This window comes from Variovorax sp. GW822-FHT04E09 (assembly GCF_058800845.1).
This window is the reverse complement of record NZ_JBXAMR010000001.1, coordinates 594,873-615,131: the sequence shown is the minus strand read 5'-3', so window position 1 is coordinate 615,131 and position 20,259 is coordinate 594,873. Positions and strand designations below refer to the sequence as shown.

The 20,259-nt window shown below is 66.7% G+C and carries 17 protein-coding genes and 1 tRNA gene; 13 read left to right on the top strand and 5 right to left on the bottom strand.

Going from position 1 to position 20,259, the window contains the following annotated elements; translation table 11 throughout:
* Positions 1–132: 132 nt before the first annotated feature.
* Genes AC1RL8_RS02930 through AC1RL8_RS02910 form a run of 5 tightly spaced genes read left to right on the top strand, consistent with a single transcriptional unit; the run spans position 133 to position 5,266 of the window.
* The gene (locus tag AC1RL8_RS02930; protein ID WP_492687163.1) at positions 133–1,458 is read left to right on the top strand and encodes an MFS transporter; all 1,326 of its coding nucleotides are present in this window, start codon (positions 133–135) and stop codon (positions 1,456–1,458) included.
* A 25-nt stretch (positions 1,459–1,483) separates the two neighbouring features.
* The gene (locus AC1RL8_RS02925) at positions 1,484–2,212 is read left to right on the top strand and encodes a maleate cis-trans isomerase family protein (protein WP_354342085.1); all 729 of its coding nucleotides are present in this window, start codon (positions 1,484–1,486) and stop codon (positions 2,210–2,212) included.
* Positions 2,213–2,258: 46 nt separating this feature from the next.
* A complete protein-coding gene (gene hydA, locus AC1RL8_RS02920; RefSeq protein WP_492687162.1) occupies positions 2,259–3,686 on the top strand; it encodes a dihydropyrimidinase in 1,428 nt (475 codons plus the stop codon).
* 16 nt (positions 3,687–3,702) lie between these two features.
* Positions 3,703–4,464, top strand: coding sequence for an aspartate/glutamate racemase family protein (locus AC1RL8_RS02915; protein WP_159271731.1), 762 nt, complete (start codon positions 3,703–3,705; stop codon positions 4,462–4,464).
* A 58-nt stretch (positions 4,465–4,522) separates the two neighbouring features.
* Positions 4,523–5,266: a GntR family transcriptional regulator gene (locus tag AC1RL8_RS02910; protein WP_447744332.1), complete on the top strand. Its 744-nt coding sequence runs from the start codon at positions 4,523–4,525 to the stop codon at positions 5,264–5,266.
* 115 nt (positions 5,267–5,381) lie between these two features.
* On the opposite strand, the gene AC1RL8_RS02905 is transcribed toward AC1RL8_RS02910, so the two are convergent.
* The 3 genes from AC1RL8_RS02905 to AC1RL8_RS02895 form a co-directional block, all read right to left on the bottom strand.
* A tRNA-Ser gene (locus AC1RL8_RS02905) sits at positions 5,382–5,472 on the bottom strand.
* Positions 5,473–5,507: 35 nt separating this feature from the next.
* Positions 5,508–6,437, bottom strand: a complete 930-nt coding sequence (locus tag AC1RL8_RS02900; protein WP_056580537.1) for an SPFH domain-containing protein — start codon at positions 6,435–6,437, stop codon at positions 5,508–5,510.
* 49 nt (positions 6,438–6,486) lie between these two features.
* Positions 6,487–6,912 carry an NfeD family protein gene (locus tag AC1RL8_RS02895; RefSeq protein ID WP_139701638.1) on the bottom strand — a complete coding sequence of 142 codons (426 nt, stop codon included), beginning with the start codon at positions 6,910–6,912 and terminating at the stop codon, positions 6,487–6,489.
* Between the two features lie 216 nt (positions 6,913–7,128).
* On the opposite strand from AC1RL8_RS02895, the gene AC1RL8_RS02890 reads away from it, so the two are divergent.
* Positions 7,129–9,426 carry an arginine/lysine/ornithine decarboxylase gene (locus tag AC1RL8_RS02890; protein WP_139701637.1) on the top strand — a complete coding sequence of 766 codons (2,298 nt, stop codon included), beginning with the start codon at positions 7,129–7,131 and terminating at the stop codon, positions 9,424–9,426.
* Between the two features lie 45 nt (positions 9,427–9,471).
* Here AC1RL8_RS02890 and AC1RL8_RS02885 read toward each other — a convergent pair whose 3' ends face one another.
* Positions 9,472–10,320, bottom strand: coding sequence for a DNA ligase (locus AC1RL8_RS02885; RefSeq protein WP_492687161.1), 849 nt, complete (start codon positions 10,318–10,320; stop codon positions 9,472–9,474).
* 31 nt (positions 10,321–10,351) lie between these two features.
* Complete coding sequence (fabI, locus tag AC1RL8_RS02880; RefSeq protein WP_492687160.1) at positions 10,352–11,134, bottom strand: enoyl-ACP reductase FabI; 783 nt, start codon at positions 11,132–11,134, stop codon at positions 10,352–10,354.
* Positions 11,135–11,171: 37 nt separating this feature from the next.
* Between fabI and AC1RL8_RS02875 the strand changes: the two genes are divergently transcribed.
* The 7 genes from AC1RL8_RS02875 to nusA all read left to right on the top strand — a co-directional run bounded on the left by AC1RL8_RS02875 (position 11,172) and on the right by nusA (position 20,257).
* Positions 11,172–13,004 carry an extracellular solute-binding protein gene (locus AC1RL8_RS02875; RefSeq protein WP_492687159.1) on the top strand — a complete coding sequence of 611 codons (1,833 nt, stop codon included), beginning with the start codon at positions 11,172–11,174 and terminating at the stop codon, positions 13,002–13,004.
* Positions 13,005–13,020: 16 nt separating this feature from the next.
* Entirely contained in the window at positions 13,021–14,034 is a 1,014-nt protein-coding gene (locus AC1RL8_RS02870) for a microcin C ABC transporter permease YejB (protein WP_062479827.1), read from the top strand.
* Entirely contained in the window at positions 14,027–15,070 is a 1,044-nt protein-coding gene (locus AC1RL8_RS02865) for an ABC transporter permease (protein WP_159276882.1), read from the top strand. Before AC1RL8_RS02870 ends, AC1RL8_RS02865 begins: the two co-directional genes overlap by 8 nt.
* On the top strand, positions 15,067–16,710 hold the full coding sequence (locus AC1RL8_RS02860; protein ID WP_492687158.1) for an ABC transporter ATP-binding protein: 1,644 nt from the start codon (positions 15,067–15,069) through the stop codon (positions 16,708–16,710). The genes AC1RL8_RS02865 and AC1RL8_RS02860 overlap by 4 nt, the downstream gene beginning before the upstream one ends.
* A 19-nt stretch (positions 16,711–16,729) precedes the next feature.
* The gene (locus AC1RL8_RS02855) at positions 16,730–17,938 is read left to right on the top strand and encodes a YbfB/YjiJ family MFS transporter (protein ID WP_492687157.1); all 1,209 of its coding nucleotides are present in this window, start codon (positions 16,730–16,732) and stop codon (positions 17,936–17,938) included.
* A gap of 187 nt (positions 17,939–18,125) precedes the next feature.
* Entirely contained in the window at positions 18,126–18,755 is a 630-nt protein-coding gene (rimP, locus tag AC1RL8_RS02850; RefSeq protein WP_095745389.1) for a ribosome maturation factor RimP, read from the top strand.
* Between the two features lie 17 nt (positions 18,756–18,772).
* Positions 18,773–20,257 (top strand): transcription termination factor NusA, encoded by a 1,485-nt coding sequence (nusA, locus tag AC1RL8_RS02845; protein ID WP_062479821.1) that lies wholly within the window; start codon positions 18,773–18,775, stop codon positions 20,255–20,257.
* Positions 20,258–20,259: the final 2 nt, after the last annotated feature.

Genomic DNA, 20,259 nt, shown 5'->3' with positions numbered 1-20,259 from the left:
GCCTAAATTTCGCTCCACAGCCTCGGTGGTGCACTGGACCGGACCAGCCCGACCCGCGACTGCAAAGTTCGCCAGCGTGCCGGGTCGTTTCCTTGCAAGCTGGCATCCGTGCCACTGCAAGGAGACAAACCGATGCAAAACACCATGACGGACGGCGCCGAGGCGACCGCCGCAGCGCCCGACGCCGCCCTCCAGCCCACCAAGGTGCGCTGGAAGATCTTCCTGATGATGTTGTTCCTGATCTCGATCAACTACATCGACCGGGCCTCGCTCTCGGTGGCCATGCCGCTGATCGCCAAGGAATTCGACATCGGCCCGGCCGTGCAGGGCCTGCTGCTCAGTTCGTTCTTCTGGACCTATGCGTTGATGCAGATCCCGGGCGGCATGCTGGCCGACCGCTACGGCCCGCGCGTCGTCATTGCCGGCGCCACCGTGGGCTGGGGCTTCTTCCAGGCCATCGCCGCGGCCTGCACCGGCTGGGTGCCCCTGCTGCTCACGCGGCTGGGCCTGGGCGCGGCCGAGGCGCCGATCTACCCGGCGGGCGGCAAGCTCAACGGCATCTGGATGACGCAGACCGAACGCGGACGCGGCGCCACCCTGCTCGACGGCGGCGCGCCCCTGGGCGCGGCGCTGGGCGCGATCCTGATCTCGGCGCTGATCGCCGTGCTCGGCTCGTGGCGCCTGGCCTTCGTGATCGCCGGTGTCGGCACCGTCATCGCCGGCTACTTCGCGTGGCGCTACATCCGCAACCATCCGCGCCAGCATCCCGACGTGAACGAAGCCGAGGCGCGCTACATCGAGGCCAGCCACGCCGCCGACGCCGCCAAGGAATCGGCCAATGCCAGCGGCCGCGTGCTCGACTTCTTCCGCTACCGCTCGGTGTGGGGCATGTTCTTCGGCTGGATGTGCTTCAACGCGCTGTTCTACGGCCTGCTCACCTGGATGCCCAACTACCTGTCGAAGGTGCACGGCTTCGACATCAAGCAGATGGGTGGCGCGGTGTTCATCATGTTCTTCTCGGGCTTCGTCGGCGAAATGTTCGGCGGCTGGCTGGCCGACAAGTGGATGGCGGCCGGCGCCTCGCAGAGCAAGGTGCTGCGCACGCTGTTCGGCATCTCGTCGATCATCGCGACCATCGCCATCTTCATGGTGACGCGGATCACGGACCCGGTCGCCGTGGTCGTGTTGCTGTCGGTCACGCTGTTCTTCCTGCGCTGGTGCGGCCTGTTCTGGTGCGTGCCGTCGATCCTCGGCACGCGTGCCCGGGTCGGCTTCCTGGGCGGCACCATGAACCTGGGCGGCAACGTGGCGGGCATCGGCGTGCCGATCGTGGTCGGCCTCATCGTGCAGGCCACCGGCTCGTACTTCATGGCGCTCATGCTGTTCACCGCAGCCGGTGCGGGCCTGTTCGTCTGCTCGACGATGCTGATCGACTACAGCAAGAAGCTGCCGGTCTGATGCCAATCACCCCGACTTCCATCCCATGACCTCTCGCAAACTCATCGGCGTGCTCACGCCGTCCTCGAACACCGCGCTCGAGCCGCTGACCAGCGCGATGGTCGCGGCCGTGCCCGGCGTCTCGGCGCACTTCTCGCGCTTCACCGTCACCGAGATCTCGATGCGCGACGCATCGCTGAACCAGTTCGACGACAGCAAGATCCTCGAGGCCGCGCGGCTGCTGGCCGATGCGCGCGTCGACACCATCTGCTGGAGCGGCACCTCGGCCAGCTGGCTCGGCTTCGAGAAAGACCAGGCGCTGTGCGCGCGCATCACCGAGGCCACCGGCATCCCGGCGACCACCTCGGTGCTGGCGCTCAACGAACTGCTGGCCGCGCAGGGCGCGCGCACGCTGGGGCTGGTGTCGCCGTACGTCGAGGACGTGCAGCGGCGCATCGTCGCCAACTACGCGGGCATCGGCATCGACTGCGTGGCCGAGCGCCACCTGGACCTCACGGTGAACTTCTCGTTCAGCGAGGTCGAGCCCGACACGCTGCGCCGCATGCTGCGCGAGGTGGCGCAGCAGCGTCCCGACGCCATCACCATCATGTGCACCAACCTCAGCGGCGCGCAGCTGGTCGAGGAGATGGAGCGCGAGCTCGGCATCCCGATCTACGACTCGGTGGCCACCGTGGTCTGGCGCGCGCTGAAGACGGTCGGCGTCGCGCCGGGCGCGGTGAAGGGCTGGGGCCGGCTGTTCGACGCGAACGCCTGAGTGTTCGCCACCGTCCCCGACACAGACAGAAAAGCAAAGAAAGACCATGACCTTCCGCGACCTCGATCTCGTGGTGCGCAACGCCCGCGTTGCCACCGCCAGCGACACCTTCGATTCGGACATCGGCATCGCCGGCGGCCGCATCGTGCAGCTCGGCCTCGGCCTGCCGCCCGGCCGGCAGGAGATCGACGCCGCCGGCCGCTACGTGACGCCGGGCGGCGTCGACGCCCACTGCCACCTCGACCAGCCGATGGAGCCGCCCGTGCGCATGGCCGACGACTTCGGCTCGGGCACCCGCGCCGCGGCCTGCGGCGGCACCACCACCGTGATTCCGTTTGCTGCGCAGCAGAAGGGCCAGTCGCTGCGCGCCGCCGTGCAGGACTACCACCAGCGCGCCGAGGGCCGTGCCCACGTCGACCATGCGTTCCACCTGATCGTGAGCGACCCGACCGAGGAAGTGCTCAAGCACGAGCTGCCGCAACTCATCGCCGAGGGCTACACCTCGTTCAAGATCTACATGACCTACGACGATCTGAAGCTGGACGACGGCCAGATCCTCGACGTGCTGTCGGTGGCGAGAGAGCAGGGCGCGATGGCCATGATCCATGCCGAGAACGCCGACTGCATCGAGTGGCTGACCAAGCGGCTCGAAGCCAGCGGGCGCACCGCGCCGCGCTTTCATGCGCACTCGCGGCCGATGCTGGTGGAGCGCGAGGCGACGCACCGCGCCATCGCGCTGTCGGAGCTGGTCGACGTGCCGATCATGATCGTGCACGTGTCGGGGCGCGAAGCCGTCGAGCAGATCCGCTGGGCGCGCGCGCACGGCCTGAGCGTGTTCGCCGAAACCTGTCCGCAGTATTTGTTCCTGACCGCCGAAGACCTGGGCATCGGCGACAGCTACCAGGGCGCACGGTGCGTCTGCAGCCCGCCGCCGCGCAATCGCGAGAACCAGCAGGTGATCTGGAACGGGCTGTCCGACGGGCTGTTCACGATCTTCTCGTCGGACCATGCGCCGTTCCGCTACGACGCGCCCGAGGGCAAGAAGCCCGGCGGCCAAGAGGTCGCGTTCCGCCACATCCCGAACGGCATTCCGGGCATCGAGACGCGGCTGCCGCTCTTGTTCTCGCACGGCGTGCTCGACGGGCGCATCACCATCAACAAGTTCGTCGAGCTGACGTCCACCAATCCCGCCAAGGCCTATGGGCTGCACCCGCGCAAGGGCACGATCGCCGTGGGCGCCGATGCCGACCTCGTGGTCTGGGGCACCACGCCGCGCGCCATCCGCAACGCCGACCTGCACCACGACGTCGACTACACGCCCTACGAGGGCATCGAGGTGAAGGCCTGGCCGGCGCTGACGCTGGCGCGCGGCGAGGTCGTGTGGGACGGCGAACGCTTCCATCCGCGCGCCGGACGCGGAGAATTCCTGCGCCGGGGCGAGCCCACCTTGCTGCCGAGCCGCCGACCCGCCTGAACCTGGAGCCATCGCCATGAACCTGCTGCTCATCAACCCCAACACCTCGCAAAGCGTCTCCGACCTGATCGCGGCCGAGGCCCGGCGCGCGGCCGCGAGCGACACGCACATCGAGGTGCTCACGGCGCCCTTCGGCGTGGCCTACATCGAGACGCGTTTCGAATCGCTGATCGGCGCCTACGCCGCCGCCACGCTCGCGGCCGAGCACCACACGCGGCACGACGCCATCGTGGTCGCGGCCTTCGGCGACCCCGGCATCGACGGCCTGCGCGAGGCGCTCGACATCCCCGTGGTCGGCCTCACCGAAGCCGCGCTCATGAGCGCGTGCCTGTTGGGGAAGCGCTTCTCGATCGTGGCGATCTCGCGGCGCATCACGGCCTGGTACCGCGAGTGCGTTCAGGCCAACGGCCTCATCGACCGGCTGGCGAGCATCCGCAGCCTGGACGGTCCGCTCAAGGACATCGGCCACGTGCAGGACGACCACGGCCAGCGCCTGGAGGCCCTGTGCATGTCGGCCATCGAGGACGACGGCGCGGACGTGATCATCATTGCCGGCGCGCCGCTGGCGGGCCTGGCGCGCTCGATCAAGGACCGCATTCCGGTTCCCGTGGTCGACGGCGTGTCGAGCGCCGTGTGCCATGCGCAGACGCTCGTCTCGCTGGCACCTGCACCGGCGCGCCTGGGCAGTTTTGCGCCGCCGCCGATCAAGCCGAACCACGGGCTGCCCGAGGCTTTGGCACGGCTCCTGGCACGCGACGGCGCCCGCGCGCCAGGCTGAGGTCGCGGGCCCCGTGACGCTCTGCAGCCTCGAGGGGGCGTCGATAGAATCGGCGCCGATGCCCACCAAAGCCCCAGCCCGCAAGACCAGCGCGAACGGCGCGACTGGCGCCACCGGCACGACCGGTGCCACCCCCGTCCGCGAACACAGCGTCGACGAGATCGCCGAGAAGATCTCGGCCGCCATCCTGGAACACCGTCTCGCGCCGGGCACGAAGCTGGGCGAAGACCGGCTGGCCACGATCTTCGCGACCAGCCGCGCCAAGGTGCGCGAGGTGCTGGCCCGGCTGGCGCACGAACAGATCGTCGAGCTGGTGCCGCAGCGCGGTGCCTTCGTCGCCAAGCCCACCATCGAGCAGGCCCAGGACGTGTTCGAGGCGCGCCGCCTCATCGAGCCCGGCGTGCTGCGCCGCCTCATCCGCACGCTCGACGACGCCAAGCGGGAGCGCCTGCAACGCCACATCGAGCTCGAGGCCGACGCACGGCGCCGCGACGACAAGCGTGCCATCGTGCGGCTGTCGGGCGAGTTCCATGTGCTGCTGGCCGAGCTGGCCGGCAATTCGGCGCTGGCGCGCTCGATGCGCGAGCTGTCGGTGCTGACCTGCCTCATCATCTCGCTGTACGACGCGCCGACAGCCACCAGCTGCCGCGCCGACGAGCACGAGGAAATCGTCGCCGCCGTGAACCGCGGCGACGCTGCGCGGGCCGAGAAGCTGATGCTGCATCATCTCGACCACATCGAGCAGAGCCTGAAGCTGGACGACAGCGCGGAAGAGGTTGATCTCGAAAGCGTGTTCAGCTGAACCGGAGGAGGTTGGGCAATGGCATGCCCGATGTCCACAAGGCACAGGCAGACCCATTGCGGGGGCCCAACAAACAAAAAGCCCCAGCAGCTTGGCAGCTACTGGGGCATCGTTTTGGCGGAGCAGGCGGGATTCGAACCCGCGGAGGGCTATTAACCCTCACACGCTTTCCAGGCGTGCGACTTAAACCGCTCATCCACCGCTCCTGAGCCCACGATTGTAGCGCGGGTTTTCAGCCGTTTCAGTTCGGGCCGGCGCTTTTCCCGGTTTGGATCATGCGCATGGCCGACGAGATCAGCGCGGCCGTCTCGGTCATGTTGCTCGGCACGATGAGTGTGGTCTTCGAATCGGCGGCCACCTTGCCGTAGGCATCGACGGCGCGCTCGGCCACCTTCAGCTGCACGGCCTGTTCGCCGCCCGGCTGGCGGATGGCGGCGGCCACGCGCTCGATGGCGTCTGCCGTGGCGGTGGCCACGGCCGTGATGGCAGCGGCTTCACCTTGCGCGTTGTTGATCTGCGCCTGCTTCTCGCCCTCGGAGCGGGCAATGAAGGCTTCGCGTTCGCCGGTGGCGATGTTGATCTGTTCCTGGCGACGGCCTTCCGAGGCGGCGATGAGCGCGCGCTTGCCGCGTTCGGCGGTGATCTGCGCCTGCATGGCCAAGAGGATTTCCTTGGGCGGCGTCAGGTCCTTGATTTCGTAGCGCAGCACCTTCACGCCCCAGTTGAGCGCGGCCTCGTCGATGGCGGCCACCACCTGGGCGTTGATCACGTCGCGCTCCTCGAAGGTCTTGTCGAGCTCGAGCTTGCCGATCACGCTGCGCAGCGAGGTCTGCGCGAGCTGGGTCACGGCCACGATGTAGTTCGACGAGCCGTAGCTGGCGCGCATCGGGTCGGTCACCTGGAAGTACAGGATGCCGTCGACCTGCAGCTGCGTGTTGTCGCGCGTGATGCAGATCTGGCTGGGCACGTCGAGCGGGATTTCCTTCAGGCTGTGCTTGTAGGCCACGCGGTCGATGAACGGGATCAGGAAGTTCGGGCCGGGCGTCATGGTGCCGTGGTACTTGCCCAGGCGCTCGCGCACCCATGCGTTCTGCTGCGGCACGAACTTGACCGACTGGCTGATGAAGATGATCGCGATGACCAGGATGATGAGAGGAACTGAAAATTCCATGGTGTTGCTTCCTTTTCGAATGCGTTTTTCTGACTGACCGATTGAACTGCTAGATCTTGTCGACCACGAGGCGACTGCCGACCACCTCGACCACGCGGTGTTCGCCGGTGGAGGGCGCATGGCCCGCGCGCAGCACGACGGTCCATTGCGAACCGCGGTAGCGCACGGTGGCGGTGCCGTCGAGGTTCCAGGCGTCGACGTACACGCTCTCGCCGATGTCCAGGTTGAGGTCGCGGTTGGCCTCGCTGGAGGGCTCGGCAGGGCGGTTGCGGCGGATCAGGTACCAGGTCACGACCGCGCCCACGCCGACCACGGCGGCCACCAGCAGTTGCGTGACGAGGCTGAAGCCCAGGTGGGCGGCGATGGCTGCGGCGGCGAAGCCGGCGGCCAGCAGCAGCAGGTACACCGTGCCGGACAACAACTCGGCCACGATGGCCGCGCCTGCGATCAACCACCAGAAGGTGGGATTTCCCATGGCAACTCCTCTCTTCTTTTGTTACTTGGACCTTCGCCATTCTGCGGCATGGCGCGCCATGCGCCTGTGTCGCGTAGGGATATGGCGCCCGGTGGGGCTGCTTGGGCCGGCTTGCCCTGCGGGGCTTGCAGGCGCCTGGCGCAATCCGTCATCCGAATTCCGTACACTTCGCGCCTCGCTCATTGCCTGTCTGACTGCCCGTCCGGAGCCCCGCTCATGAAATTTCGCTTTCCCATCGTCATCATCGACGAGGACTTCCGCTCCGAAAACACTTCGGGCCTCGGCATCCGCGCGCTCGCGCAGGCCTTCGAAAGCGAGGGCTTCGAGGTGCTGGGCGTCACGAGCTACGGCGACCTGAGCCAGTTCGCGCAGCAGCAAAGCCGCGCCAGCGCCTTCATCCTGTCGATCGACGACGAAGAGTTCTCGGTCGGCCCCGACCTCGACCCGGCCGTGCTGAGCCTGCGCAGCTTCATCGGCGAGGTGCGTCGCAAGAACGCCGACGTGCCGATCTACATCTACGGCGAGACCAAGACCTCGCGCCACATCCCGAACGACATCCTGCGCGAGCTGCACGGCTTCATCCACATGTTCGAGGACACCCCCGAATTCGTGGCGCGCCACATCATCCGCGAGGCCAAGAGCTACCTGGAAGGCGTGCAGCCGCCGTTCTTCAAGGCGCTGATCGACTACGCCGAGGACGGCTCGTACTCGTGGCACTGCCCGGGCCACTCGGGTGGCGTGGCGTTCCTGAAGAGCCCGGTGGGCCAGATGTTCCACCAGTTCTTCGGTGAGAACATGCTGCGCGCCGACGTCTGCAACGCGGTGGAAGAGCTGGGCCAGCTGCTCGACCACACCGGCCCGGTGGCGGCCAGCGAGCGCAATGCGGCGCGCATCTTCAATGCCGACCACTGCTTCTTCGTGACCAACGGAACCAGCACCAGCAACAAGATGGTGTGGCACCACACGGTGGCGCCCGACGACGTGGTGGTGGTCGACCGCAACTGCCACAAGTCGATCCTGCACGCGATCATCATGACCGGCGCGATTCCGGTGTTCATGAAGCCCACGCGCAACCACTTCGGCATCATCGGCCCGATTCCGAAAAGCGAGTTCGAGCAGAGCGCCATCAAGGCCAAGATCAAGGCCAATCCGCTGCTCGCCGACGTCGATCCGAACAAGGTCAAGCCGCGCGTGATGACGCTCACCCAGTCGACCTACGACGGCGTGATCTACAACACCGAGACCATCAAGAACATGCTCGACGGCTACGTCGACACGCTGCACTTCGACGAGGCCTGGCTGCCGCACGCTGCCTTCCACCCGTTTTACGGCGCCTACCACGCGATGGGCAAGCGCCGCGTGCGCCCGAAGGAATCGCTGGTGTTCGCCACGCAGTCGACGCACAAGCTGCTGGCCGGCATCAGCCAGGCCAGCCACGTGCTGGTGCAGGACTCGCAGAACCGCGCGCTGGACCGCGACCTCTTCAATGAGGCCTACCTGATGCACTCGTCGACCAGCCCGCAGTACGCGATCATCGCGAGCTGCGACGTGGCCGCCGCCATGATGGAGCCGCCCGGCGGCACCGCGCTGGTGGAAGAGAGCATCCTGGAAGCGCTCGATTTCCGCCGCGCCATGCGCAAGGTCGAGGAAGAGTTCGGCAAGGACGAGTGGTGGTTCAAGGTCTGGGGGCCCGAGAAGCTCGTCGACGAAGGCATCGGCCGCGCCGAAGACTGGATCATGCACGGCGAGAAGAACGGCAAGCCCAAGAGCAAGAAGTCGCCGCGCAACTGGCACGGCTTCGGCGAACTGGCCGACGGCTTCAACATGCTCGACCCGATCAAGTCGACCATCGTCACGCCGGGCCTGGACCTGGAAGGCAACTTTGCCGAGACCGGCATCCCCGCCAGCGTGGTGACCAAGTTCCTGGCCGAGCACGGCGTGATCGTGGAGAAGACGGGCCTGTACAGCTTCTTCATCATGTTCACCATCGGCATCACCAAGGGCCGGTGGAACACGCTGCTCACGGCGCTGCAGCAGTTCAAGGACGACTACGCGCGCAACCAGCCGATGTGGCGCATCCTGCCCGAGTTCTGCCAGCAGCACCCGGGCTACGAGCGCCTGGGCCTGCGCGACCTGTGCCAGCACATCCACCAGCTGTATGCGCGCTACGACGTGGCGCGCCTCACGACCGAGATGTACCTGAGCGACCTGACGCCGGCCATGAAGCCCAGCGACGCCTTCGCCCACATCGCGCACCGCAAGACCGAGCGCGTGGAGATCGACGAGCTCGAGGGCCGCATCACCACCAGCCTGATCACGCCGTACCCGCCGGGTATTCCGCTGCTGATTCCGGGCGAAGTTTTCAACAAGAAGATCGTCGACTACCTGAAGTTCTCGCGCGAGTTCAACCTGCAGTGCCCGGGCTTCGAGACCGACATCCACGGCCTGGTGGCGCGCATCGACGAGACGGGCAAGAAGCGGTACTACGCGGACTGCGTGCGCAAGGCAAGCTGAGAGAGGAGCGTGCCCCGTTGAGGGGCACGGTCTGCGAAGGCGGGGCTAGCCTTCGCGCACCCGCATGAAGCGAGCGAACTTGGGCAACCCGCTGGGGTGCGTGCCGTTGTAGCGGTAAGTGACCAAGCTCCCGATCGGCGGCGGCTGGTCGCGCTCGGCGTCGGTCAGGCCGGTGCCGAGCCGGAAGCGCTGGCCGTCGGGCATCTCGACCATCAGCGCGCCGAGCCGGCCGTGGTGCTTGCCCTTGCCGGGCAGGTGCGCGACCACGCGGGCCTCGGCGTCTTCGAAGGGCTTGACCTTGAGCAGGTCGTTGTTGCGCTCGCCGCGGTACATCGACGCGCCCCGGTGCAGCATCAGGCCTTCGCCGCCCATCTTCACGGTCTTGTCGAGCAGCGCTTGCAGGTCCTCGTGCGTGGTGGCAGGTTGCTGCGGCACGGCCACCACCCAGGGCGCGTCGGTGATCGGCAGCAGCTTGCGCAGCGCCGCGAGGCGGGTGTTGAAGTCGCCGCCCTGGGCCGGGAGGTCGAACACCATGAAGCGGATTTCTTGCCAAGCGGCGTCATTGGGCGTCTGGCTGCGCACGGTGGACATCGTGTGGTTGAAGCGGCCACGTCCCGCCCACAGTTCGCCGTCGAGCGGCTGCTTGGGCAGCGAGGCGGTGAACCAGATGGGCGCCACGACGGGTTCGCCGCCGCGGGTCCAGAGCTTCTGGCCGTCCCAGTAGCCGCGCACGCCGTCGAACTTCTCGCTGACCCAGTAGCCCGCGAGCGACATGCCGGGGCGGTAGACCTCGGCCAGCATCAGGGCGGGGGCGGCCGCGCGCGCGAACGCGGCGCGACCCGAAAGGGCTGCGCCCAGTCCCGCAAGCAGGAGGAGGGAGCGTCGATTCAACACGGTGGCAGGCGCTGGGAGCCGAGAGGGGAAATTACTCCGCCATGCCTCCGACCACGTTGCTGAAGCCGCCGTCCACGTAGGTGATCTCGGCGGTCACGCCGCTGGCCAGGTCGCTCAGCAGGAAGGCGGCCACGTTGCCGACTTCCTCGATGGTCACGTTGCGGCGGATCGGCGAGGCGTCGGCCACGGCCGTGAGGATCTTGCTGAAGCTCTTGATGCCGCTGGCGGCGAGCGTCTTGATGGGGCCGGCGCTGATGCCGTTCACGCGCATGCCCTTCGGACCGAGCGAGGCGGCGGTGTAGCGCACCGACGCCTCGAGCGAGGCCTTGGCCAGGCCCATGGTGTTGTAGTTGGGCAGCGCGCGCTCGGCGCCTAGGTAGGTCAGCGTGAGCAGGGCCGACTTGTCGTTGAGGTAGGGCAGGGCCGCCTTGGCCATGGCCGGGAAGCTGTACGCACTGATGTCGTGCGCGATCTTGAAGCCTTCGCGCGAGAGGCCTTCCAGGAAGTCGCCGGCGATCGATTCACGCGTGGCGAAGCCGATGCTGTGCACGAAGCCGTCGAAGGTGGGCCAGGTCTGGGTGAGGTCCGCGAAGAGCTTGTCGATCTGCGCGTCGTCGCCCACGTCGCAGTCGAAAATCAGTTTCGAGCCGAAGTCTGCGGCATATTCGGTGATACGGTCCTTGAATCGCTCGCCGACATAACTGAAGGCGAGTTCCGCGCCCTGGTCGTGACAGGCCTTGGCAATGCCATATGCAATGGAGCGATTGCTCAACACACCGGTGATCAACAGTTTCTTGCCGGAAAGAAAGCCCATGAAGTTGCCTCGTGAAAATCTTGGGCAGAATTCTCGCATGCGAGGTTGGCTGCTCTGGATGTTGGCGCTCCTGGCGCTGCCCTCGTGGGCGGCGCACGGGTTGGGCATGGGTTACGAGCCCAAGTACCCGGCGTCGTTCACGCATTTCGACTACGTGAACCCCAACGCCCCGAAGGGCGGCGACCTGACCCTGTCGGCCGCCGGCAGCTTCGACAAGCTCAACCCCTTCACCCTGCGCGGCGCGCCCCCGGTGGGCATGGGCTACAGCGCCAACGGCTTCGTGTTCTCAGAGTACGGCCTGCTCTTCGATTCGCTGACCACGCCGAGCGAGGACGAGCCCTTCTCGCAGTACGGCCTGCTGGCCGAAGACATCCAGCTGGCGCCCGACCGCTTGAGCGTCACCTTCCGGCTGAACCCCAAGGCGCGGTTTTCCGACGGCTCGCCGGTGCTGGCAAAAGACGTGAAGTACTCCTTCGACACCCTGCGCAGCAAGGCGGCCGGGCCGACCTTCCGCTCGTACTGGGCCGACATCAAGGAGGCCGTGGTGACGGGCGAGCGCACCATCCGCTTCGACTTCGTGCGCCAGAACGCCGAGCTGCACATGATCATCGGCGGGCTGCCGGTGTTCTCCAGCGCCTGGGGCAAGGGCAAGCCCTTCGACCAGATCGTGACCGAGGCGCCGATCGCGAGCGGGCCGTACATGGTGGACAGGGTCGATTTCGGCAAGTTCATCTCCTACCGCCGGCGCCCGGACTACTGGGCCGCCAACCTGCCGGTGCGCAAGGGGATGTTCAACTACGACACGGTGTCGTACCAGTATTTCAAGGACTCGCTCGGCGAAGAAGAGTCGCTCAAGGCCGGCGCGCTCGACGCGATGGAAGAGCGCTCGATCATCGCGTGGGTGCGCCGCTACAAGGGCCGCCGCTTTGACTCCGGCGAGCTGGTCAAGGAAGAGATCGCGCACCGCCGCTTCACCGGCATGCAGGGCCTGGCGCCCAACCTGCGGCAGCCGCGCTTCGCCGACATGCGCGTGCGCAGGGCGCTGGCGCTGGCTTTCGACTTCGACTGGCTCAACGCCCACCTGTTCTACGGCCGCCGCGGGCGCACCCAGAGCTACTTCCAGAACAGCGACGACCTCATGGCCCAGCCCGAGGTCAGCCCCGAGGAGCAGGCGCTGATCGACAAGCTCAAGACCCGGCAACGCTACCTCGACAACACCAAGGGCGAGCTGCCGCGCCCCGACAGCAGCGGCGACACCGCCGAAGGCCTGCGGCGCAACCTCGTGAAGGCGCAGGAGTTGCTCAAGGAAGCCGGTTGGACCTACCGCGACGGCGCGCTGCGCGACAAGGCCGGCACGCCGTTCGTGATCACCATCGACATCGCCGATCGCAGCTCGGGCGTGGTGCTCGCGCCGTATGCGCGCAACCTCGGCAAGCTGGGCATCCGGCTCGACTACCGCCTCCGCGACCCGAGCCTGCTGAAGAAGAAGCTGGACGACTTCGATTTCGACATGGCCATCAGCCTCGTCGGTGGCTCGTCGAGTCCGGGCAACGAGCTGTACGACGACTTCGGCTCGAAATCGGCGAGCGAGAAGGGCAGCCAGAACCTGAGCGGCATCAGCGACCCGGTGGTCGACGAGATCGTCGAGGTGATCGTCAACAGCCACGACCGCGCCTCGCTCGCGGCGGCCGCGCGGCTGCTGGACCGCTACTTGCTCCACCAGCACTACATGACCCCGATGTACTACGGCAAGCAGTATTTCATTGCCCACAAGCGAAAGCTGCGTCGCCCGGACGCGCCCTTGCCGCAACGCCTGCTGGCGGGGTCGGCGATGCTGACGATGTGGTGGATCGAGCCGAGCGCCAAGTAAGAGAACAAGAACACGCATGGCCGCCTACCTGATCCGACGCCTCCTGCTGATCGTCCCCACGCTGTTCGGCGTGCTGCTGCTCAACTTCGCCATCGTGCAGTTCGTGCCCGGCGGCCCGGCCGAGCAGCTGCTCTCGCAACTCACCAATAAAGAGAACCGCATCTCGGGCGGCCCCACCGGCCGCACGCTCGACGCCAAGCAGGTGGCCGAGATCAAGGCGCTCTACGGTTTCGACAAGCCGGCCCCCGAGCGCTTCTGGCAGATGCTCAAGCAGTTCGCCCGCTTCGACCTGGGCAAGAGCTTCTTCCAGAGCAAGGACGTGTGGCAGCTCATCAAGGAGAAGCTGCCGGTGTCGATCAGCCTGGGGCTGTGGACCTTCTTCATCAGCTACCTGATCGCGGTGCCGCTCGGGGTGGCCAAGGCCGTGCGCGCGGGCTCGCGCTTCGACTTCTTCACGACGCTGCTGGTGCTGGTCGGCTACGCCATCCCGGGCTTCGTGCTGGGCGTGGCGCTGCTGGTGATCTTCGGCGGCCAGCTGCAGTGGTTCCCGCTGCGCGGGCTGACCTCGCCGAACTGGGAGTCGCTGAGCTGGGGGGCGCGCATCGTCGACTACCTGTGGCACATCACCTTGCCGGTGACTGCCATGGTGCTGGGCAGCTTCGCGATCACCGCGATGCTCACCAAGAACTCCTTCCTCGAGGAAATCCGCAAGCAGTACGTGCTGACGGCGCGGGCCAAGGGGCTGGCCGAGCGGCAGGTGCTGTGGAAGCACGTGTTCCGCAACGCGCTGATCCCGATCATCACGGGCTTTCCGACGGCGTTCATCGGCGCCTTCTTTTCGGGCGCGCTGCTGATCGAGACGCTGTTCTCGCTCGACGGCATGGGCCTGCTGAGCTACGAGAGCGTGCTGCGGCGCGACTACCCGGTGTTCCTGGGCACGCTCTATCTGTTCACGCTGATCGGGCTGGTGACCAAGCTCATCTCCGATCTTTGCTACGTCTGGGTCGATCCGAGGGTGAAGTTTGACTGAAGCCGCCGCCGTGTCCGTGAGCCCCGGGCGTCGTGCCTGGCGCCGTTTCCGCCGCAACCCGCTGGGGTTCTGGAGCCTAGTCGTCTTCTCGGCGCTGGTGGTGCTGAGCCTGTTCGCCGACGTGCTCTCCACCGACAAGCCGCTGGTGGTTCGCTACGAAGGCCAGACCTACTTCCCCGTGCTGCGCGACTATTCCGAGAAGACCTTCGGTGGCGATTTCGAAACGCCCGCCGACTACCTCGACCCCTTCATCGAGCAGCGCATCACGCAGGGCGACAACTGGGCGCTGTATGCGCCCAACCGCTACGGCCCGGCCACGCTCAACTACTTCTCGAAGCCGCCGAACCCTGCCGCGCCCTCGCACGAGAACCTGCTGGGCACTGACGAGCGCGGGCGCGACCTGCTGGCCCAGCTGATCTACGGCTTTCGCGTGAGCGTGCTGTTCGCGCTGGCGCTCACGGTGGTCGGCGTGGTGCTGGGCATCGCGACCGGCGCCGTGCAGGGCTTCTTCGGCGGCAAGATCGACCTGACCTTCCAGCGCCTGATCGAGATCTGGAGCGCGATGCCCGAGCTGTACCTGCTGATCATCTTCAGCGCGATCTTCACGCCGAGCGTGTCGCTGCTCTTGATCCTGCTGAGCCTGTTCGGCTGGATGGGGCTGTCGGACTACGTGCGCGCTGAGTTTCTGCGCAACCGCCAGATGGATTACGTGCGCGCCGCGCGCGCGCTCGGCGTGGGCAACCTGCAGATCATGTGGCGCCACATCCTGCCCAACAGCATGGTGCCGGTCGTCACCTTCCTGCCGTTCCGCATGAGCGCGGCCATCCTCGCGCTGACTTCGCTCGACTTCCTTGGCCTGGGTGTTCCGCCCGGCACGCCGTCTCTCGGCGAACTGCTGAGCCAGGGCAAGGGGAACATCGATGCGTGGTGGATCTCGCTGTCCACCTTCTGCGTGCTGGTCGTCACGCTGATGCTGCTGACCTTCATGGGCGACGCGCTGCGCGATGCGCTCGACCCCCGCAAGGCCGACAAATGACGACGATGCGCGACACGACGAAGAATCAACCCTTGCTCGACGTGAAGGGGCTGCGCGTCGCCTTCGGCGGCAAGCCGGTGGTGCATGGCATCGACCTGCAGATTGCGGCCGGCGAAAAACTCGCGCTGGTCGGCGAGTCGGGCTCGGGCAAGACGGTCACGGCGCTGTCGCTGCTGCGGCTGGTGCAGAACGCCGACCTCGCCGGGGTGGCAACCCTGTCGGGGGCGCAGGCGCAGCGCGGTGCGCGCGACCTGCTGTCGATTCCGGAGCGCGAACTGCGCGGCATCCGCGGCAAGGAGATCGCGATGATCTTCCAGGAGCCGATGACCGCGCTCAATGCGCTGTACACCGTGGGCGACCAGATCGCCGAGGTGCTCGAGCTGCACGAAGGGCTGTCGGCCCGCGCCGCGCAGGAGGCCGCTGTGCAGTTGCTCGCCGACACCGGCATTCCCGAACCGGCACGGCGGGCGAGGTCGTATCCGCACCAGCTCTCGGGCGGGCAGCGCCAGCGCGCCATGATCGCGATGGCCCTGGCCTGCAAACCGCGCCTGCTGCTGGCGGACGAGCCGACCACGGCGCTCGATGTCACGGTGCGCGCGCAGATCCTCGAGCTGCTGGCCGAGCTGCAGCGCAAATACGGCATGGCCGTGCTGCTCATCACCCACGACCTGAACCTGGTGCGCCGTTTCGCCGACCGCGTGGCGGTGATGGAACGCGGCCACATCGTCGAGCACGGCCCGGTGGGCACGGTGTTCGAGGCGCCGCAGCATGCCTACACCCGCAAGCTGATCGACAGCCATCCGGCGCGCGACGTGGCCGAGGCGGCCGCCGATGGCGCGGCGCCGCCGGTGCTGGAGGCCCGGGCGCTGCGCGTGAGCTATCCGGTGTCGCGTCCCGGCTTCGCGGGCTGGTTCCGCAAGGGAGAGTTCGTTGCCGTGCAGGGCGCCGATTTCCGGATCGCGCCGGGCGAAACGCTGGGCGTGGTCGGCGAATCGGGCTCGGGCAAGTCGACGCTGGCGCTGGCCGCGCTCGGCCTGCTCAAGCACCGGGGCGAACTGCAGGTGACGGGGAAGGGCTGGGCGGTGGACCGCGCCTCCGACCTCGCGCTGCGCCGCACGATGCAGGTGGTGTTCCAGGACCCGTTCTCGTCGCTCTCGCCGCGCATGACGGTCGAGCAGATCGTGGGCGAGGGGCTGCGAGTGCATGCGCCCGAGCTCGACGCCGCGGCCCGCCGGGCGCGCGCGCTCACGGCGCTGGCCGACGTGGGGCTGAGCGAGGCGCAGTTTCCTGCGCTGCTCGACCGCTATCCGCACGAGTTCTCGGGCGGGCAGCGCCAGCGGCTGGCGATCGCCCGGGCGCTGATCGTCGATCCGCGGCTGCTGGTGCTCGACGAGCCCACCAGCGCGCTCGACGTGACCATCCAGAAGCAGGTGCTCGGCCTTCTGCAGCGGCTGCAGCGCGAGCGGGGGCTGAGCTACCTCCTGATCACGCACGACGTCGAGGTGATCCGCGCCATGGCGCACCAGGTCATCGTGATGAAGGACGGCGCGATCCTCGAATCCGGGCCAGCCCTGCGCGTCCTCGACGCCCCCGAGCATCCCTACACACAGAAGCTGGTGGCTGCGGCGCTGCTGGAATAAAAAACGGAGACGGGTAGAAATGTCGAATATCGGACACGATCGGCGCGGTGCCTGGCGCGCGGCGCTGGCCTGCATGGTCACGCTGGCGGTGGCCATGGGCCTGGGGCGCTTCGCCTTCACGCCCATGCTGCCCATCATGCTGAGCGAGGGAAAGCTCGAGCTGGCCGGCGGCGGTTTGCTGGCGTCTCTTAATTACCTGGGCTATTTCTTCGGCGCGGTCAGCTGCGCGGCCATCGGCATCAAGGCGTCGAGCATGATGCGTGGCGGGTTGCTGGCCACGGCGGCCTTGCTGGTCGGCATGGGGCTGCTGCACAGCTTCATCGGGTGGGGCGTGCTGCGCGCGGCGGCCGGGGTGATGAGCGCCTGGGTCTTCGTGTTCGCCTCGGGCTGGGGGCTGCGCCGGCTGGCCGAGACGAATTCGCCCATGCTGGCCGGCGTGATCTACACCGGGCCGGGCATCGGGATCGCCATGACCGGGTTGCTGGGCGGTGCGCTGGGTCGCTGGGGTTCGGAGGCGGGCTGGATCGGCCTCGGGCTGCTGGCCGTGGTGCTGATCGCCGTGATCTGGCGGGTGTTCGACGATGGCGAGCGGGTGGGGGCGGTAGCGGGCGGGGCGGTGGCGAGTCCGGCTGTTGCAGCGGGCAGTGCCTCTGGATCGGCGTCAGCCCGAAGCGATGCGATCTGGCTGGTCGCGCTCTATGGGTTGGCAGGCTTTGGTTACATCATTACCGCCACTTTCTTGCCCGTGATCGCCCGGCAGGCGCTGCCGGGATCGCCGTGGCCGGATTTCTTCTGGCCGTTGTTCGGCGCGGCGATCATTCCGGGCGCATTGATCGGTGCCCGCGCCCCGGTGCATTGGGACAACCGGCTGCTGCTGGCCGCCGCTTATGCATTGCAGGCGCTTGGCGTCGTTTTTTCGGTGGCCTGGCCGACCATTGCGGGTTTTGCGCTGGGCAGCCTGCTGCTCGGCATGCCTTTCACCGCCATCACGCTTTTCGCCATGCGGGAAGCCCGACGGCTGCGCGGCAATGCCGCGGCCGGGCTGATCGGCTATGCCACGGCGTCCTACGGGGTGGGGCAGATCATCGGGCCGCTTTTTGCGGCGCCGTTGGCCCAACGCACCGGTTCTTTCGAGCTGCCTTTGCTGGTGGCGGCGGCCGCATTGGCCCTGGGCGCGGTGCTGTTTGCCGTGGTCTGGTCGAAATACCGGCGCCCTGTGGCCGCCTGAATACCGATGTCCTTCATTTATGCACGCGAATAGCATATAATTCGAGGCTCACGACCAAACGGGCGGGTACCAACCGCCCGTTTTTTTTGGTCTATGCATTCTCAAACAGCAATTATTTGGCGTCGTGGCATCCGTGGTGGGCGGGTGCTGCGGCTTGGGCATTGATTCAGAAGGCGCTTTCAAACACGTGGCATTGCAGCAAACAGTAGAACAAACCGTGGCCGGTCTCGGCTACGACCTGGTCGAGGTCGAACGCTCGGCCGGTGGATTGCTGCGCGTGACGATTGATTTGCCCTGGACGCCCCCCACCTCTGAGGATGTGGCGGCCGGCGTGCCCGAACCCTTCGTGACGGTGGAAGACTGCGAGAAGGTCACGCGCCAGCTGCAATTCGCGCTGGAAGTCGATGCGGTCGATTACAAGCGGCTCGAGGTCTCCTCGCCCGGTATCGATCGCCCCTTGCGCAATGAACAGGATTTCGAGCGATTCGTGGGCGCGGTGATCGACATCACCCTCAAGGCGCCCATGGGCGCTGCCGCGGCGGGCCAGGTGTCGGCCAATCGCAAGAAGTTTCGCGGCACGCTGGAGCGTGCTGAAGGCGGTTCGGGTTGGCAGATCGTCTGGAGCGATGCGCCCGAGACCAAGCCGGGTCAAAAAGTGAGCAAGAAGCGCGCGCCTGCACCGTTGCATGCGCTGGGCTTCGTATTGGACGAGCTGCGCGATGCGCGGCTCGCGCCGATTGTGGATTTCAAGGGCCGCAAGGCCAAAACCCAACCGGGTTTTTCGGATATTGACGACGGAACGAACGTTCCGGACTGAACAAGAGGAGTGGTGGCATGAATCGCGAAATGTTGATGTTGGTGGATGCGATCTCGCGCGAGAAGAACGTCGAGCGCGACGTGGTCTTCGGTGCGGTCGAATCCGCACTGGCGCAAGCCACCAAGAAGCTCCATCAGGGTGACGTGGATATCCGCGTGGCGGTCGATCGCGACAGCGGCGACTACGAGACTTTCCGCCGTTGGCACGTCGTTCCCGACGAAGCCGGCCTGCAACTGCCCGACCAGGAGATCCTGCTCTTCGAGGCTCGTGAGGAGATGCCCGACATCGAGGTCGACGAATACATCGAGGAATCCGTCGATTCGGTGCCGATCGGGCGCATCGGTGCCATGGCTGCCAAGCAGGTGATCCTGCAGAAGATCCGCGACGCCGAGCGCGAGATGCTGCTCAACGACTTCATGTCGCGCGGCGACAAGATCTTCGTGGGCACCGTCAAGCGCCTGGACAAGGGCGACATCATCGTGGAAGCAGGGCGCGTCGAAGGCCGCCTGCGCCGCAGCGAGATGATCGCCAAGGAAAACCTGCGCAATGGCGACCGCGTGCGGGCCATGATCATGGAGGTCGACCTGACGCTGCGCGGCGCGCCGATCATCCTGTCGCGCTCGGCTCCCGAGTTCATGATCGAGCTGTTCCGCCAGGAAGTGCCCGAGATCGAACAAGGCCTGCTCGAAATCAAGAGCTGCGCCCGCGACCCCGGTTCGCGCGCCAAGATCGCCGTGCTCTCGCACGACAAGCGTGTCGACCCGATCGGCACCTGCGTCGGCGTGCGCGGCACCCGCGTCAACGCCGTCACGAACGAGCTCGCCGGCGAACGCGTGGACATCGTGCTGTGGAGCGAAGACCCGGCCCAGTTCGTGATCGGCGCCCTGGCGCCGGCGAACGTCTCGTCGATCGTGGTCGACGAAGAAAAGCACGCCATGGACGTGGTGGTGGACGAGGAAAACCTCGCGATCGCCATCGGCCGCGGCGGCCAGAACGTGCGCCTGGCTTCCGACCTCACCGGTTGGAAGATCAACATCATGGACGCGAACGAGTCGGCCCAGAAGCAGGCGACCGAGACCGATGCCAGCCGCAAGCTCTTCATGGAAAAGCTCGATGTCGACGAGGAAATCGCCGACATCCTGATTTCGGAAGGTTTCAACAGCCTCGAGGAGGTGGCCTACGTGCCGATCTCCGAGATGCTTGAGATCGAGGCCTTCGACGAAGACACCATCAATGAGCTGCGCGCGCGTGCAAAGGATGCGCTGCTGACCATGGAAATCGCCAAGGAAGAAGGTGTCGAAACCGTCTCGCAGAACCTGCGCGACCTCGAAGGCCTCAATCCCGACCTGATTCCGCAGCTGGCTGAAGCGGGTGTGAACACCCGTGACGACCTGGCCGACCTCGCGGTCGATGAACTCACCGAAATCACCGGCCTGAGCGCCGATGACGCCAAAGCCCTCATCTTGAAAGCCCGCGAACATTGGTTCGCCGGCCAAGAGTGACG